This is a genomic window from Ottowia sp. SB7-C50, assembly GCF_033110285.1.
In the GTDB taxonomy this organism is placed as follows: domain Bacteria; phylum Pseudomonadota; class Gammaproteobacteria; order Burkholderiales; family Burkholderiaceae_C; genus Ottowia.
Genome location: NZ_CP136995.1, coordinates 2,648,874 through 2,661,620, shown reverse-complemented (window position 1 = coordinate 2,661,620; position 12,747 = coordinate 2,648,874). Strand labels below are relative to the sequence as shown.

General features: G+C 68.9%; 10 protein-coding genes, 2 tRNA genes and 1 pseudogene. 6 read left to right on the top strand and 7 right to left on the bottom strand.

Features of this window, described 5'->3' with window-relative positions; genetic code table 11:
- Positions 1 to 29: 29 nt before the first annotated feature.
- From ispE to R0D99_RS12675, 3 genes are read right to left on the bottom strand one after another with little or no spacing between them, the layout of a single operon-like run.
- Positions 30 to 902: a 4-(cytidine 5'-diphospho)-2-C-methyl-D-erythritol kinase gene (ispE, locus tag R0D99_RS12685; protein ID WP_317748543.1), complete on the bottom strand. Its 873-nt coding sequence runs from the start codon at positions 900 to 902 to the stop codon at positions 30 to 32.
- Position 903: 1 nt separating this feature from the next.
- A complete protein-coding gene (locus R0D99_RS12680; RefSeq protein ID WP_317748542.1) occupies positions 904 to 1,425 on the bottom strand; it encodes an outer membrane lipoprotein LolB in 522 nt (173 codons plus the stop codon).
- On the bottom strand, positions 1,422 to 3,194 hold the full coding sequence (locus R0D99_RS12675) for a tetratricopeptide repeat protein (protein ID WP_317748541.1): 1,773 nt from the start codon (positions 3,192 to 3,194) through the stop codon (positions 1,422 to 1,424). Before R0D99_RS12675 ends, R0D99_RS12680 begins: the two co-directional genes overlap by 4 nt.
- A 29-nt stretch (positions 3,195 to 3,223) precedes the next feature.
- Here R0D99_RS12675 and mutM point away from each other — a divergent pair, with 29 nt between their 5' ends.
- The 3 genes from mutM to mutY all read left to right on the top strand — a co-directional run bounded on the left by mutM (position 3,224) and on the right by mutY (position 7,103).
- On the top strand, positions 3,224 to 4,039 hold the full coding sequence (gene mutM / locus R0D99_RS12670; protein ID WP_317748540.1) for a bifunctional DNA-formamidopyrimidine glycosylase/DNA-(apurinic or apyrimidinic site) lyase: 816 nt from the start codon (positions 3,224 to 3,226) through the stop codon (positions 4,037 to 4,039).
- A 119-nt stretch (positions 4,040 to 4,158) separates the two neighbouring features.
- Positions 4,159 to 6,066 carry a dynamin family protein gene (locus tag R0D99_RS12665; RefSeq protein ID WP_416366002.1) on the top strand — a complete coding sequence of 636 codons (1,908 nt, stop codon included), beginning with the start codon at positions 4,159 to 4,161 and terminating at the stop codon, positions 6,064 to 6,066.
- A complete protein-coding gene (mutY, locus tag R0D99_RS12660) occupies positions 6,063 to 7,103 on the top strand; it encodes an A/G-specific adenine glycosylase (protein WP_317748538.1) in 1,041 nt (346 codons plus the stop codon). Before R0D99_RS12665 ends, mutY begins: the two co-directional genes overlap by 4 nt.
- Positions 7,104 to 7,169: 66 nt before the next feature.
- Here mutY and rapZ read toward each other — a convergent pair whose 3' ends face one another.
- From rapZ to R0D99_RS12645, 3 genes and pseudogenes are all read right to left on the bottom strand, one after another.
- Positions 7,170 to 8,003 carry an RNase adapter RapZ gene (gene rapZ, locus R0D99_RS12655; protein ID WP_317751095.1) on the bottom strand — a complete coding sequence of 278 codons (834 nt, stop codon included), beginning with the start codon at positions 8,001 to 8,003 and terminating at the stop codon, positions 7,170 to 7,172.
- Positions 8,004 to 8,075: 72 nt separating this feature from the next.
- Positions 8,076 to 9,752: pseudogene (gene recN / locus R0D99_RS12650) on the bottom strand (DNA repair protein RecN); the annotation flags it as partial.
- Positions 9,753 to 9,896: 144 nt separating this feature from the next.
- A complete protein-coding gene (locus tag R0D99_RS12645; RefSeq protein ID WP_317748537.1) occupies positions 9,897 to 10,793 on the bottom strand; it encodes an NAD kinase in 897 nt (298 codons plus the stop codon).
- 26 nt (positions 10,794 to 10,819) lie between these two features.
- Here R0D99_RS12645 and hrcA point away from each other — a divergent pair, with 26 nt between their 5' ends.
- The 3 genes from hrcA (at position 10,820) to R0D99_RS12630 (ending at position 12,030) form a co-directional block, all read left to right on the top strand.
- Complete coding sequence (hrcA, locus tag R0D99_RS12640) at positions 10,820 to 11,830, top strand: heat-inducible transcriptional repressor HrcA (RefSeq protein WP_317748536.1); 1,011 nt, start codon at positions 10,820 to 10,822, stop codon at positions 11,828 to 11,830.
- A 17-nt stretch (positions 11,831 to 11,847) separates the two neighbouring features.
- A tRNA-Ile gene (locus R0D99_RS12635) sits at positions 11,848 to 11,924 on the top strand.
- Positions 11,925 to 11,953: 29 nt separating this feature from the next.
- Positions 11,954 to 12,030 (top strand) — tRNA-Arg (locus R0D99_RS12630).
- 49 nt (positions 12,031 to 12,079) lie between these two features.
- Here the strand turns inward: R0D99_RS12630 and R0D99_RS12625 are convergent.
- Positions 12,080 to 12,685 carry a tyrosine-type recombinase/integrase gene (locus R0D99_RS12625; RefSeq protein ID WP_317751093.1) on the bottom strand — a complete coding sequence of 202 codons (606 nt, stop codon included), beginning with the start codon at positions 12,683 to 12,685 and terminating at the stop codon, positions 12,080 to 12,082.
- Between the last annotated feature and the right edge of the window lie 62 nt (positions 12,686 to 12,747).

Here is a 12,747-nt window from a genome sequence, read left to right as displayed (position 1 = left end):
GACCAGCCCTACTGCCTGGCGGACCACCTTCAATCGTCGCCTGGAACCCAGCCGACCAGCGGATGGTGTTCCAGATTGCTGCACAAGCGCACTTGCCAGTCCGGCGCGTCGTTCATCAGGGCCTGAAGTCCGGCGGCCACAGAGGCGTGCTTGGCTTCATTGAACTGAGCGAACACCGCGCTGCCCGAGCCGGTCATCCTTGCGTCGAGGCCGAGGTGCGACAAGCGCCCAATGGCTTCGGCCACTTGCGGACAAAGCCGCTCGGCAACCGGCTGCAGGTCGTTGTGGCCAAAGCCGTACGGGTCTGCAGTAAAGCCCGCAAGTATAGCAGGCTCACTGTCGCGTTTCAAATCCGGCGCGCGAAAAATCGCCACGGTTTCCAGGCCCTGCGGCGGTTTCACGACGACAAAGCGTGCCGGGGGCAGCATCAACGGCTGAATGCGCTCGCCGATGCCTTCGACCCAGCCGTGCCGACCGTGGATGAAGAAGGGTACGTCGGCCCCTAGCGTCAGGCCGATGCGCGCCAGCTCGGCGCGCGGCAGGCGCAGGTTCCACAGGCGGTTGAGCGCCATCAGCGTGCTGGCTGCGTCCGACGAGCCGCCGCCCATGCCGGCCTGCGCCGGAATGCGCTTGTCCACGCCGATGTGGGCGCCCTGGGTGCAGCCCGTGGCTTGCTGCAGCGCGCGCGCGGCCCGCACGATCAGGTCGTCCGGCGGCAGCGGCGCACCCAGGTCTTCCCGCGTGACCTGCCCGTCCGCGCGTCGTTCGAAGTGCAGCGTGTCGCACCAGTCGATCAGCATGAAAGCCGATTGCAGCAGGTGATAGCCGTCGGCGCGCCGCCCGGTGATGTGCAGGAACAGGTTCAGCTTGGCCGGCGCGGGCACGTCGTGGATCGCGCGCATCTCATCGGTCCAGCACCACGCGCAGTTCCGCCGTGGGCAGCGGCATCAGCCGGCGCGCCGACAACCGGCCATCGGGCAGGCGGCTCAGGTCGGATTGCCAGCCGGGCACGGACTGCGGCTCGCCGCGCAGCCAGCCGAACAGCGCCAGCACCGGCAGCGGCGTGCCGGTGACCTCCTGCGCCAGCTCGTCGATCGAGTCGTAGCGGCGCGTCTGTTCGCCCTGGCGCAGCAGCGCTTCGCCCGGCTGCCATTGCATGACGGCCAGCGTGCTGCCGATGGGCGAGGTGAGGGTCAGTTCGCCCGCACGCGGATTGCCGCTGAGCGCGAACGCGGCCGAAAACGATTGCGGCGGCTCGGATTCGACCCGCAGCGCCAGGCGTCCCCTCCACTGCTCGGTTTGAGCATCAAAACCCGTGCCAGCCCTGGGTGAAGTAGCGCATCCAGCTATCAATAAAGCAGCAATGGCCAGGCTGACCCGATGCAGCGCCGCGCGGCGCCCCGTGCCCGACAGCCATGCCGTCACGGCGTCACCCGAAAGCGCTTGAGCGTCTTTTGCAGCGTCTCGTTGTCGGCGTCCAGGCGCAGGCCCTCGCGCCACATCTTGCGTGCGGGCTCGCGTTCGCCCAGCGTCCACAGCACCTCGCCCAGGTGCGCGGCAATTTCGGCGTCGGGCCGCTTCTTGTATGCGGCTTCGAGGATCTTGCGCGCCTCGCGCACGTTGCCCATGCGGAAGTGCACCCAGCCCAGGCTGTCCTGGATGTAGGCGTCGTCGGGCGACAGCTGCACGGCTTTCTCGATCAGCTTCCTGGCTTCGGGCAGGCGCACGCCGCGATCGGCCATCGAATAGCCCAGCGCGTTGTAGGCGTGCCCGGCGTCGGGGTTCAGCTGGATGAGCCGCCGCAGCAACTCTTCCATGATGTCGAGGTGGCCCGCACGCTCGGCGGCCATCGAGGCGTCGTACAGCAGGCTTTCCTCGTCGGGGCTCTTCTTCAGCTCGGCGCTCAGCAGGTCGTAGGCCTGCTGCGCCTGCTGATTGTCGCGCAGCAACTGGGCTTCGGCCAGCAGCTTCAGGCGTGCGTCGTCGGGGCTGCGCTCGGGCACGCCGCGGATGGCCTGGCGCCCTTCGTCCAGCTTGCCCTGGCGCGCCAGCAACTGCGCGCGGCGCACCTGCACCGTCAACGCGCGCTCGGGCGAGTCGATGGAGCCCAGCAGCCGTTCGGCACCGGCCAGGTCGCCGCGCCGCTCGGCAATGGTCGCCAGCATCATGCGGGCGTGGTCGCGGCCTTCCGGCGGCTGGCCGCCGGGGGAGCGCCCCGCGTTGTCCACCATCGCCAGGTAGTGCTTGAGGTCGGCTTCCGCCTCGGCGTCCTTGCGCTCGTCGGCGTACAGCGCGCCGCGCACCAGCCAGGCTTCGGGCGCGTCGGGCGAGCGGCGGATCAGCGTGTCGAGCTGGCGGTGCGCGTCGGCAGGGCGGCCGCGTTCGACCAGCGCGCGTGCGTAGCCGATGCGTACTTCCGGCTTGGCGTCGGCCTGGCTCAGATAACGCTGAATCAGCGCGTCCGCGCGGGTTTCGCCATCGGCCATCAACTGCAGCGCCAGCAGCGCCGGCCATTCAGACTGCGTGCCGGCGTTGTGCCCCAGCGTGGCTGCCGCCAATGCGCCGGCCTTGTCGCCCGCCTGCAGGCGCAGGCGGCCAATGGTGGTCCACGCCGCAGGCGCCAGCGTGGGCGTGCGCATCACGTCGGCCAGCGCACGCTCGACCACGCGGGCGGCTTCGGGCTTGTCGGGAACGCGCTGGTACAGGGCCGGCAGCGCGGTGATGAAGGACAGCCTGTCCGACTCGGGCAAGGTGGATACAAACTGCCGCAGCGGCACTTCGGTTTCGGCCACGCGACCCAGCGCGATCAGCACCTGCAACTCGTACTGTCCGGCTTCGACGGTGTCGGGGTGGGCGTCGCGCCAGGCGCGCACCGTTTCCAGCGCAGCGGGGCCGGATCGCGACTGGATGGCCATCTGCGCCGCGCGCTTGAACAGCTCTGCATCGCCGGTGCGCCGGGCCGCGCTCAGCACATAGGCTGCGCCGTTCTGCGTGTCGCCCTGGCGAAACAGCATCTCGCCGATCAGCAATTCATACAGCAGACGCGCCGTCAGCGGCGACTGCTCAGGAGCGGCAGCCTTGGCGGCCGCTGGGGGCGCGGGCGGCGTCTGGGCCGGCACATGGAACGCGGCCAGCGCCAGCGTCCAACCCCCCAGCACGCGGTGAAACATCTTCATCGACCCATAATAAATCATGCGCGTTCACCCATCAGGGCAGGGCAGCCATGCCTGAATTGCCCGAAGTCGAAGTCACGCGGCGCAGTTTTGCGCAGCACATCCGCGGCGCCCGTATTCTGGATGCCAGGGCGGGCCTGCCCCTGCGCTGGCCGCTGGGGCTGGACCCCCGGCAACTGGCGGGCATGACCGTGCAGGACGTCGACCGGCGCGGCAAATACCTGCTGCTGCAGTTGGACCAGGGCGTGCTGCTGATGCACCTGGGCATGTCGGGCAGCCTCAGCTTTCGTGGCGACCTGCCGCCGCCCGGCCGGCACGACCATTTCGACCTGGTGACCACGCAGGGCACGCTGCGCCTGAACGACCCGCGGCGCTTCGGCGCGGTGGTGTGGTCTGCCGACCTGCAGAGCGACCCGGCGCAAAAATTACTGGCGTCGCTGGGCACGGAGCCGCTGGGCGACGCGTTCGATCCCGCGGCGTTTCATGCGCGGCTGCGCACGCGGCGTGCGCCCATCAAGCAGGTGCTGCTGGCGGGCGACGTGGTGGTGGGCGTGGGCAACATCTATGCGTCCGAGGCGCTGTTCCTGGCGGGCATCCGCCCCACGACGCGCGCCGACCGCCTGTCGCGCGCACGGGCCGACCGCCTGCACGCGGCCATCCGCGAAGTGCTGGGGCGCGCGGTCGAGCGCGGTGGCAGCACGCTGCGCAATTTTTCCAACGCCGCGGGCGAAAGCGGGCACTTCCAGGCCGAAGCCTCGGTGTACGGCCGCGCCGGCCAGCCCTGCCTGCGCTGCGCCACGCCCCTGCGGCAGATCCGCCAGGGCCAGCGCTCGACGTTTTTCTGCCCGGTCTGCCAGCGCGCCTGACGCCGAAGGCTGGCGCGGCGGACGTCGCGTGTAATATGGCCGCGAATTGACGGAGCAGCGTGGTGGCGGGGCACAGTTTCAACGAGCAGTTCGACTGGCACAGTGCGTGGCGCCGCGAGATGCGCCTGCGCGTGAAGGTGCTGGCCGACTGGCTGCGCGAACAGCAATTGCTTGACGACGGCGGCGAAGAGCGCATGCAGCGCCTGACCGACCTGCTGCGCTCCGACAAGGTCATGGTCGCCTTCGTGGCCGAGTTTTCGCGCGGCAAGTCCGAGCTGATCAACGCCGTGTTCTTTGCCGGCTATGGCCGCCGCATCATGCCCGCCAGTGCCGGCCGCACCACCATGTGCCCGACCGAGCTGGGCTACGAAGCTTCGCTGCCGCCGTGCCTGCGCCTGCTGCCCATCGAGACGCGGTTGCAGCCGCAGACCTTGCTTGAATGGCGGCTGGCGCCCGAGAAGTGGACCCGCGTCGACCTTGACATGAACAACCCGGCCCAACTGGCCGAGGCGATGCAGAAGGTCTCGGAAGTGGTGCACGTCACGCAGGACGACGCGCGGGCGCTGGGCTTCTGGCACGACGACCGCGCCTGGGACAACCCGCCGGTGAATGCCCACGGCGCCGTCGAGGTGCCGCGCTGGCGCCACGCGCTCATCAACATGGCGCATCCGCTGTTGCGGCAGGGGCTGGTGGTACTGGACACGCCGGGGCTGAACGCCATCGGCGCCGAGCCCGAGCTGACCGTCAACCTGATCCCGCAGGCACAGGCGGTGGTGTTCATCCTGGGCGCGGACACGGGCGTCACCAAGTCCGACCTCGTCATCTGGCGCGAACACCTGGCCACCATGGAAAGCAGCGCGGGCAGCCGCTTCGTGGTGCTGAACAAGATCGACACGCTGTGGGACGAATTGAGTTCGCCTGCGCATGTCGAGCGCCAGATCGCCCGCCAGTGCGCCGAAACCGCGCAAACGCTGGCGCTGGAGCCGCGCCAGGTGCTGGCCTTGTCGGCGCAGAAGGGCCTGCTGGCCAAGGTGCGCGACGACGAGGCCCTGCTGGCCCACAGCCGCCTGCCGCAGTTCGAGCAGCTGCTGGGCCAGCAAGTGCTGGGCGCGCGGCAGACCATGCTGGTGGGCACCATCGGCGCCAGCGTTGCGCGCGTGCAGACCGAGGCCGAGCGCATCCTGGCCGCACGCCGGCGCGAGGTGGCCGAGCAGGTGCTCGAGCTTGAAGGCCTGCGCGGCAAGAACCACCAGGTGATCCGCCAGATGCGCCTGCGCGTCGAGCGCGAAAAGAGCGAATTCGACCGCAGCGCCGCCAGCGTGCTGGCGGTGCGGTCGGTGCATTTGCGGCTGCTGCGACAGCTGTTCCGCATGCTGGGCAGCGCGTCGATCAAGCGCGAGCTGGCGGGGCTGGGCGCGGCGCTGCGCGAGCCGGGCGTCAAGTTCGGCCTGCGCAAGGCGTATGGCAAGGGGTTCGACAACCTGCGCCAGGTGCTGCGAGAAGTGCAGCGGCTCGAAGGCGAAATCCACGCCATGTTGACCACGTCGTTCCGCCAGATCAACACGGACTTCGGCTTCTCGCTGCAGGTGACCGAGCCGCCCACCATGGACCGGTTCGAAAAGGATCTGGACGCGGTCGAGCGCAGCCACCTGCAATACCTGGGCGTGGGCAACATGGTGCAGCTGGCGCGGCCCGAATTTGCCGAACGGCTGGTGCGCGCGCTGCTGTCGCGCGTGCGGTCGATCTTCGAGGCGGCGCTGGGCGAAATCGAGCTGTGGAACAAGTCCATGTCGGGCCAGCTGGACACCCAGATGCGCGAGCGCCGCCGCGCCTACGGCCGCCGCATCGAGGCCATCCAGCGCATCCAGGACGCGGCCAGCGGGCTGGAGCGGCGCATCGGCGAAATCACCGAGCAGAAAGCGGCGCTGGACGTGGCAGAACACCGGCTGCAGATGCTGAGCCGCGACCTGCGGCAAGACGCCACGGCGGTGCTGGCCGAAGATCGGCCGGAGACCGTGGCGGCGTGACGCGCGGCAGCAGCTTTGCCGGCCGCGTCGTCGAATGGCAGCAGCGCCACGGCCGGCACGACCTGCCCTGGCAGGGCACGCGCGACCCTTATCGGGTGTGGCTGTCCGAGATCATGCTGCAGCAGACGCAGGTGGCCACGGTGCTGGCCTACTACCCGCGGTTTCTGGACCGCTTTCCCGACGTCGCCAGCCTGGCAGCGGCCGATGAGGACCAGGTGCTGGGCTTGTGGAGCGGCCTGGGTTATTACTCGCGGGCGCGCAACCTGCACCGCTGCGCGCGCGACGTGATGGCGCGGTTCGGCGGGTCGTTTCCGCGCACGGCGGCCGAGCTGGCCACGCTGCCCGGCATCGGCCGCTCCACCGCAGCGGCCATTGCGGCGTTCTGTTTTGGCGAACGCGCGGCCATCCTGGACGGCAACGTCAAGCGCGTGCTGACGCGCGCCCTGGGCTTTGATGCCGATCTGGCCGTGGCCGCGCACGAGCGCGAGCTGTGGCAGCGCGCCGGAGCCCTGCTGCCCAGCACCGACCTGCACCGCACGATGCCTGCCTACACGCAGGGCCTGATGGATCTGGGGGCCACCGTGTGTACGCGCACCCGGCCCGCCTGCGTCATATGCCCGCTGCAAGGCGAATGCGTGGCGGCGCGCGAGGGCGACCCGGCGCGCTATCCGGTCCGCACGCGGCGCACCGTGCGCGGCCAGGCCACGCTGTGGCTGCTGCATGCGCACGATGTGCAGGGCCGCGTGTGGCTGCAGCAGCGGCCGGAGCGCGGCTTCTGGGCGCGCCTGTACTGCCTGCCGGTACATGAAGACCGCGACCAGCTGCTCGGCAGCCTGAACGCCGCCGCGCAAGGCACCGTGGTCGAACACGCGGGCTTTCGCCACGTGCTGACGCACCGGGATCTGGACATTCACGTCGTCAGTGCCCGCGTCGGTCTGCACGATCTGGCGGGCGAGGGGGCGTGGTTCGCGCCCGGTGAATGGGGCGCGCTGGGCCTGCCGGCACCGATACGGGTGTTTCTGCAGTCGAACGCATGATGCTACTATTTAAATAGCTGCCGGCGCTTGTCCTGCAAGCGCAGCAGGCCGAAATTGTCAAGATTCCTAGCGGTCCTCGAGTTCGCGATGCCGGCGCAGCGTCACCCAGTCGGCGCCGAACATCGCGGCCAGCTGTTCCACCAGATACACCGACCGGTGCTGCCCGCCCGTGCAGCCAATGGCCACCGTCACGTAGCTGCGATGGTCGCGTGCCAGTGCGGGCAGCCAAGTGCGCAGAAAGTCGGCGATCTGGTCGAGCATCAGCTGCACCTCGGGCTGGCGTGACAGGTAGTCGATGACCGGCGCGTCGCGCCCCGTCAGCGGGCGCAGATCGGCTTCGTAATGCGGGTTGGGCAGCATGCGCACGTCGAACACGTAGTCCGCGTCCAGCGTGATGCCGCGCTTGAAGGCGAAGGATTCGAACACCAGTGTCAGGTGCGACGCCGGCGCGGCGATGAGATCCTTGACCGTGGCCAGCAGCTTGGACGGCCGCAGGAAGCTGGTGTCGATGACGAGCGAGCGGTCGCGCAGGTCGGCCAGCAGTTCGCGCTCCTGCCGGATGGTCTGCAGCAGCGCGCGCTGGGCATCGCCCACCACCGGCTGCGACAGCGGATGCCGCCGGCGCGTTTCAGAAAAGCGGCGCACCAGCGTCTCGTCGTTCGCGTCCAGAAAGATCAAGCGCAGCGCGATGCCGCGGTCGCGCAGGCGGTGCAGCAGCAGGGGCAGCTGCGGCAGCGACTCGCCGCTGCGCACGTCCATGGCAATGGCCACCTTGCGCGTGCGGCGCTCGTTTTCCAGCGCGACAAACGGCTCCAGCAACTCGGGCGGCAGGTTGTCGATGCAGTAGTAGCCCGCGTCTTCCAGCGCACCCAGCGCAATCGACTTGCCGGAGCCCGACATGCCGGTGATGACGATCAGTTCGACGCTCACGAGCGCGCCTTTCTCGGGGGGGGCGGCGCGCGGCGTGGTGTCGCCTTGCGACGCAGGCGGCCTGAGCATTTCCAGCGCGTGCGCCAGCGTGGTGTCTGAAATGTGTTCGCCGCCCAGCATGCGGGCGATTTCGCGCGTGCGGGCCTCGCCGCTGACGGCGTGCAGTTCGCTGACGGGCGCGCCATCGTCGCCGGTGCGCTTGCTGACCAGCAGGTGCGCGTCGGCGCACGCGGCGACCTGCGGCAGGTGCGTGACGCACAGCACCTGCCTGTCGCGGCCCAGTTGATGCAGCATGCGGCCCACCGTGGCCGCCACCGCGCCGCCCACGCCGGAATCGACTTCGTCGAACACCAGCGTGCCGACGCTGCCCAGTTCACTGGTGGTGACCGCAATGGCCAGCGCCAGGCGCGACAGTTCACCGCCGGACGCTACACGGTCGATAGCGCGCGGCGTAGACCCCGCGTGCGCTGCAACCTGAAACACCACGTTTTCCAGGCCGTGCTGCGCGGCGTCGGGCAGGGCGTCGAGCGCCACGTCGAACCGGCTGCCCTGCATGCCCAGCTTCTGCATGGCCGCCGTCACCGACGCCGCCAGCCGCGGCGCAGCCTGCGCGCGCTGGCGCGAGACGGCCTGCGCCGCTTTCAGGTACTGGGCGTGCGTGGCATCGACCGCAGCCTGCAGGCCAGCCAGGTCGGCGGCGCTGTCCAGCCGGGCCAGCTCGGCGCGCCATTCGGTCAGCGTGGCGAACAGGTCCTGCGGCTGCCGCCGGTAGCGGCGGGCCAGCGCAATCCATTGGCCCAGGCGTTCGTCCAGCGCGGCCAGCTGATCGGGGTTGGGATCGGCGCGGCGCAGGTAGGTGTGCAGGCTGTGCGCCACGTCGCGCGCCTGGGCGACGCAGCCGTCCAGCACGTCGAGCAGCGATGCGAATTCGGGCTCGATGCCGCGTTCGGCCTCCAGCGCCTGTTGCGCCTGCGCCAGCGCGGGCAGGGCGCCGCCGTCGCCGTCATCGCCTTCCAGCGCGGCGCTGGCGGCCTGGGCGGCGTCGATCAGCGCTTGCGCGTGCGACAGGCGCGCGTGGCGCTGGTTGAGTTCATCCCACTCGCCGTCGAGCGGCGCCAGCTTGTCCAGTTCGCCAATCTGCCACGCCAGGCGCTGCTGCTCCTGCGCCAGACTGTCCTGCGCGGCGCTTGCGCTTTTCAGTGCGCTTTCGGCCTGGCGCCACGCCTGCCAGGCGGCGGCCAGCGGGCGCGTATCCACGCCCGCGTAGGCATCGAGCAGCGCGCGCACCGACGCCGGGCGCGTCAGGCTCTGCCACGCGTGCTGGCCGTGGATGTCGACCAGCCGCTGACCCAGCTCGCGCAATTGCGCCAGCGTGGCGGGCGAGCCGTTGATCCACGCGCGGCTTCTGCCAGCGGCATCGATGGTGCGGCGAAGCAACAGAGTGTCGGCATCGGTGTCGGGTTCGATGAAGCCGTTGTCCAGCAGCCAGGCACGCGCGTCGGCCGGCGTGTCGAATTCGGCGCCGATCTCGCAACGCGGCTGCCCTTCGCGCACCCACAGCGCGTCGCCCCGGTCGCCCAGCGCCAGTTGCAGCGCGTCGATCAGGATCGACTTGCCAGCGCCGGTTTCACCCGTCAGCGCCGTGAAGCCGCCGGTCAGCGACAACTCGAGCGACGGCACGATGACGAAGTCCCGCAGGTTCAGATGTCGCAATGCCATGTCATTTTTGAGTGCACGCCGCACTCATCCAAGTCAGACGGCCGCGGAGCAGGCCACGCCGGAACGCCGCGGAGCGGGCTTCGCCCGGCCGCTGGCGTTGTCCCCCTGGGGGGAAGGCGGCCGCAGGCCGACTCAGGGGGGGTGTCACACCCCACCCTCATTCCACAACAGCTTGCGCCGCAAGGTGTCGAAATAGCTCCAGCCCTTGGGGTGCAGAAAGCGCACGCGGTAGTCCGACCGGCGCACCACCACGCGGTCGCCATGGTGCAGCGACGTGATCGATTGCATGTCGAAGCTGGCGCTGGCGTCTTTGCCGGACACGATCTCGATCGCGATTTCGACCGGATCGGCCACCACGATGGGCCGGTTGGACAGCGTGTGCGGCGCAATCGGCACCAGCGCCCACGCAGGCACCAGCGGATGCAGCAGCGGCCCGCCCGCCGACAGCGCGTAGGCGGTCGAGCCCGTGGGCGTGGCTACGATGATGCCGTCCGCGCGGTGGTTGGCCACGAAGTGGCCGTTGACCTCGACCCGCAGCTCGACCATGCTGGCGACCGCGCCGCGGTTGACCACGACGTCGTTCATGGCATAGGCCTCGAACACGCTTTCGCCGTCGCGCATCACGCGGCCCAGCATCAGGCTGCGGTGGTCTTCCTCATATTCGCCGGTCAGCATGGCCGGCAGCGTCTGGCGGTATTCGTTCAGCGCGATGTCGGTGATGAAGCCCAGGCGCCCCTGGTTGATACCGATCAGCGGCGTGCCGTAGCGCGCCAGCTGCCGCCCGATGCCCAGCATGGTGCCGTCGCCGCCCACCACCACCGCCAGGTCGCATTCGTTGCCGATGCCGGCCACATCGCGCACGGGGTAGGTGTCGATGCCAGTGGCCTGCGCCGTGCGCTCGGCCAGCGTGACGTCGCACCCCTGCTGCACCAGAAAGGCAGCGATCTCTGCGATCAACTCGCGGGTGGATTCGGCGATGGCGCCCGAGGCGGCATCGTGAAACTTGCCGACCAGCGCAACGCGGCGAAATTGAAGGCTCATCGGCAAATTACATCATAATGATTTGAATGCTCGACGACCGCGCTCGCTTGCTGCTCAAGACCCTGATCGAGCGTTACATCGCCGATGGGCAGCCTGTGGGGTCTCGCACGCTGTCCAAGGCATCGGGGCTGGACCTTTCGCCCGCCACCATCCGCAACGTGATGAGCGATCTGGAAGAGTTGGGCCTGATCGTCAGCCCGCACACCTCGGCCGGCCGCATCCCCACCTCGCGCGGCTATCGGCTGTTCGTCGACACCATGCTCACCGCGCAGCCGCAGCCCGAACTGGCGACACCCGCGCTGGCCGCCGACCAGCCGCAGCGCGTCATCGCCAACGCCGCGCAGTTGCTGTCCAACCTGTCGCAGTTTGTTGGCGTGGTGATGGCGCCGCGCCGCTCGTCGGCATTCCGGCATATTGAATTTTTGCGTCTGTCCGAGCGGCGCCTGCTGCTCATCATCGTCGCGCCCGACGGCGACGTGCAGAACCGCGTGCTGTTCACCGACGATGACTACAGCGCGTCCGATCTGCAGCAGGCGTCCAACTACCTCAACGCGCACTTTTCGGGCATGGACATCGAGCAGGTGCGCCTGCGGCTGCGGCAGGAAGTCGACAGCCTGCGCGGCGAGATCGCCAAGCTGATGAACGCCGCCGTGCAACTGGGTAGCGAGGCCATGAGCCAGGCGCAGGACGAAGTTGTCATCTCGGGCGAACGCAACCTGCTGGCGGTGACCGACTTCTCGAGCGACATGAACCAGCTGCGCCGCGCGTTCGATCTGTTCGAACAAAAGGCGCAGCTCATTCGTCTGCTCGACGTGTCGAGCCAGGCCGAGGGCGTGCGCATCTTCATCGGCGGCGAAAGTCAGACCGTGCCGATGGAAGACCTGTCGGTCGTGAGCGCGCCCTACGAGGTGGACGGGCACGTGGTGGGTACGCTGGGCGTCATCGGCCCCACGCGCATGCCGTACGACCGCATGATCCAGATCGTCGACATCACCTCGCGCCTCGTCAGCAACGCGCTGAGCTCGGGCAAGCCCTAGAATCGACGGTTTCGCGCGGGGCGTTAGCTCAGTTGGTTAGAGCAGGGGACTCATAATCCCTTGGTCGCTGGTTCGAGCCCAGCACGCCCTACCATTTTTGTGTGTTAGAATTACGGGCTTCGCGCGGCTGTAGCTCAGTTGGATAGAGTACTTGGCTACGAACCAAGGGGTCGTGGGTTCGAATCCTGCCAGCCGCGCCATCTTCAAGCCTTGCAATTCAATGGGTTGCAAGGCTTTTTCTTTGCGCGATCAGGCGATGCGCTGGGTGTGGTGGGTGACTTTTGGGTGACTCACTTGGCGAAGGCGGGCCTGTTCGGCCTCCTGGCGCAGGGTGAGCAGCGTCTTGTTCCAGCCGCTGGCAGGCTGCTCGATCTTCGTCAGCGCGCCGTGCAGCTCGACCAGCTGCGCCAGCGAGTAGTGCGCGGTCGTTGACGTGGTCGAGTGCCACAGCACGTCGCTGATGGTCTGCGGGCCCACGCCGGCCTCGCGCAGGCGCATACCCACGGTGTGGCGCAGGTCGTGCACGTGCAGATCGCCCAGACCGGCCTTCTTGCGCGCGTTGACCCAGGCCGTGTTCAGCATCGCCTCCACCGGCCGATAGGCCATCGTCGGCGGCAGGTCATGCCTCGTGCGCCGTTCGCGCCGGTAGACGAAGACGAATTCCGCGTGCTGGCCACGGGCCGCCTCGATGACCGATTGCGCCACCGCGTTGCACACCAGTACGCGCGCCTGCCGGCGACCCTTCACGTGGCGCGCCGGCACCTCGAACACCGACACCCCCAGCTCGGGCACCGGGATCTCCCACGCCCAGCGCAGCGAACACACCACGTCGTCGCGCGCCCCCGTGTTCAGCATGAACAACGCCATGCGCGCCAGATGGTAGGGCAGCAGCGGCATCAGCCGCCGCTGCTCCGGCC

What these genes read in the sequence shown, in the direction of transcription:
- ispE (WP_317748543.1), bottom strand. Translation starts at nt 902, where the DNA reads ATGCGCGCGATCCACGACGTGCCCGCGCCGGCCAAGCTGAACCTGTTC.
- R0D99_RS12675 (WP_317748541.1), bottom strand. Translation starts at nt 3,194, where the DNA reads ATGATTTATTATGGGTCGATGAAGATGTTTCACCGCGTGCTGGGGGGT.
- mutM (WP_317748540.1), top strand. Translation starts at nt 3,224, where the DNA reads ATGCCTGAATTGCCCGAAGTCGAAGTCACGCGGCGCAGTTTTGCGCAG.
- R0D99_RS12665 (WP_416366002.1), top strand. Translation starts at nt 4,159, where the DNA reads ATGCGCCTGCGCGTGAAGGTGCTGGCCGACTGGCTGCGCGAACAGCAA.
- rapZ (WP_317751095.1), bottom strand. Translation starts at nt 8,003, where the DNA reads ATGTCGGGCTCCGGCAAGTCGATTGCGCTGGGTGCGCTGGAAGACGCG.
- R0D99_RS12645 (WP_317748537.1), bottom strand. Translation starts at nt 10,793, where the DNA reads ATGAGCCTTCAATTTCGCCGCGTTGCGCTGGTCGGCAAGTTTCACGAT.
- hrcA (WP_317748536.1), top strand. Translation starts at nt 10,820, where the DNA reads ATGCTCGACGACCGCGCTCGCTTGCTGCTCAAGACCCTGATCGAGCGT.
- R0D99_RS12625 (WP_317751093.1), bottom strand. Translation starts at nt 12,685, where the DNA reads ATGCTGAACACGGGGGCGCGCGACGACGTGGTGTGTTCGCTGCGCTGG.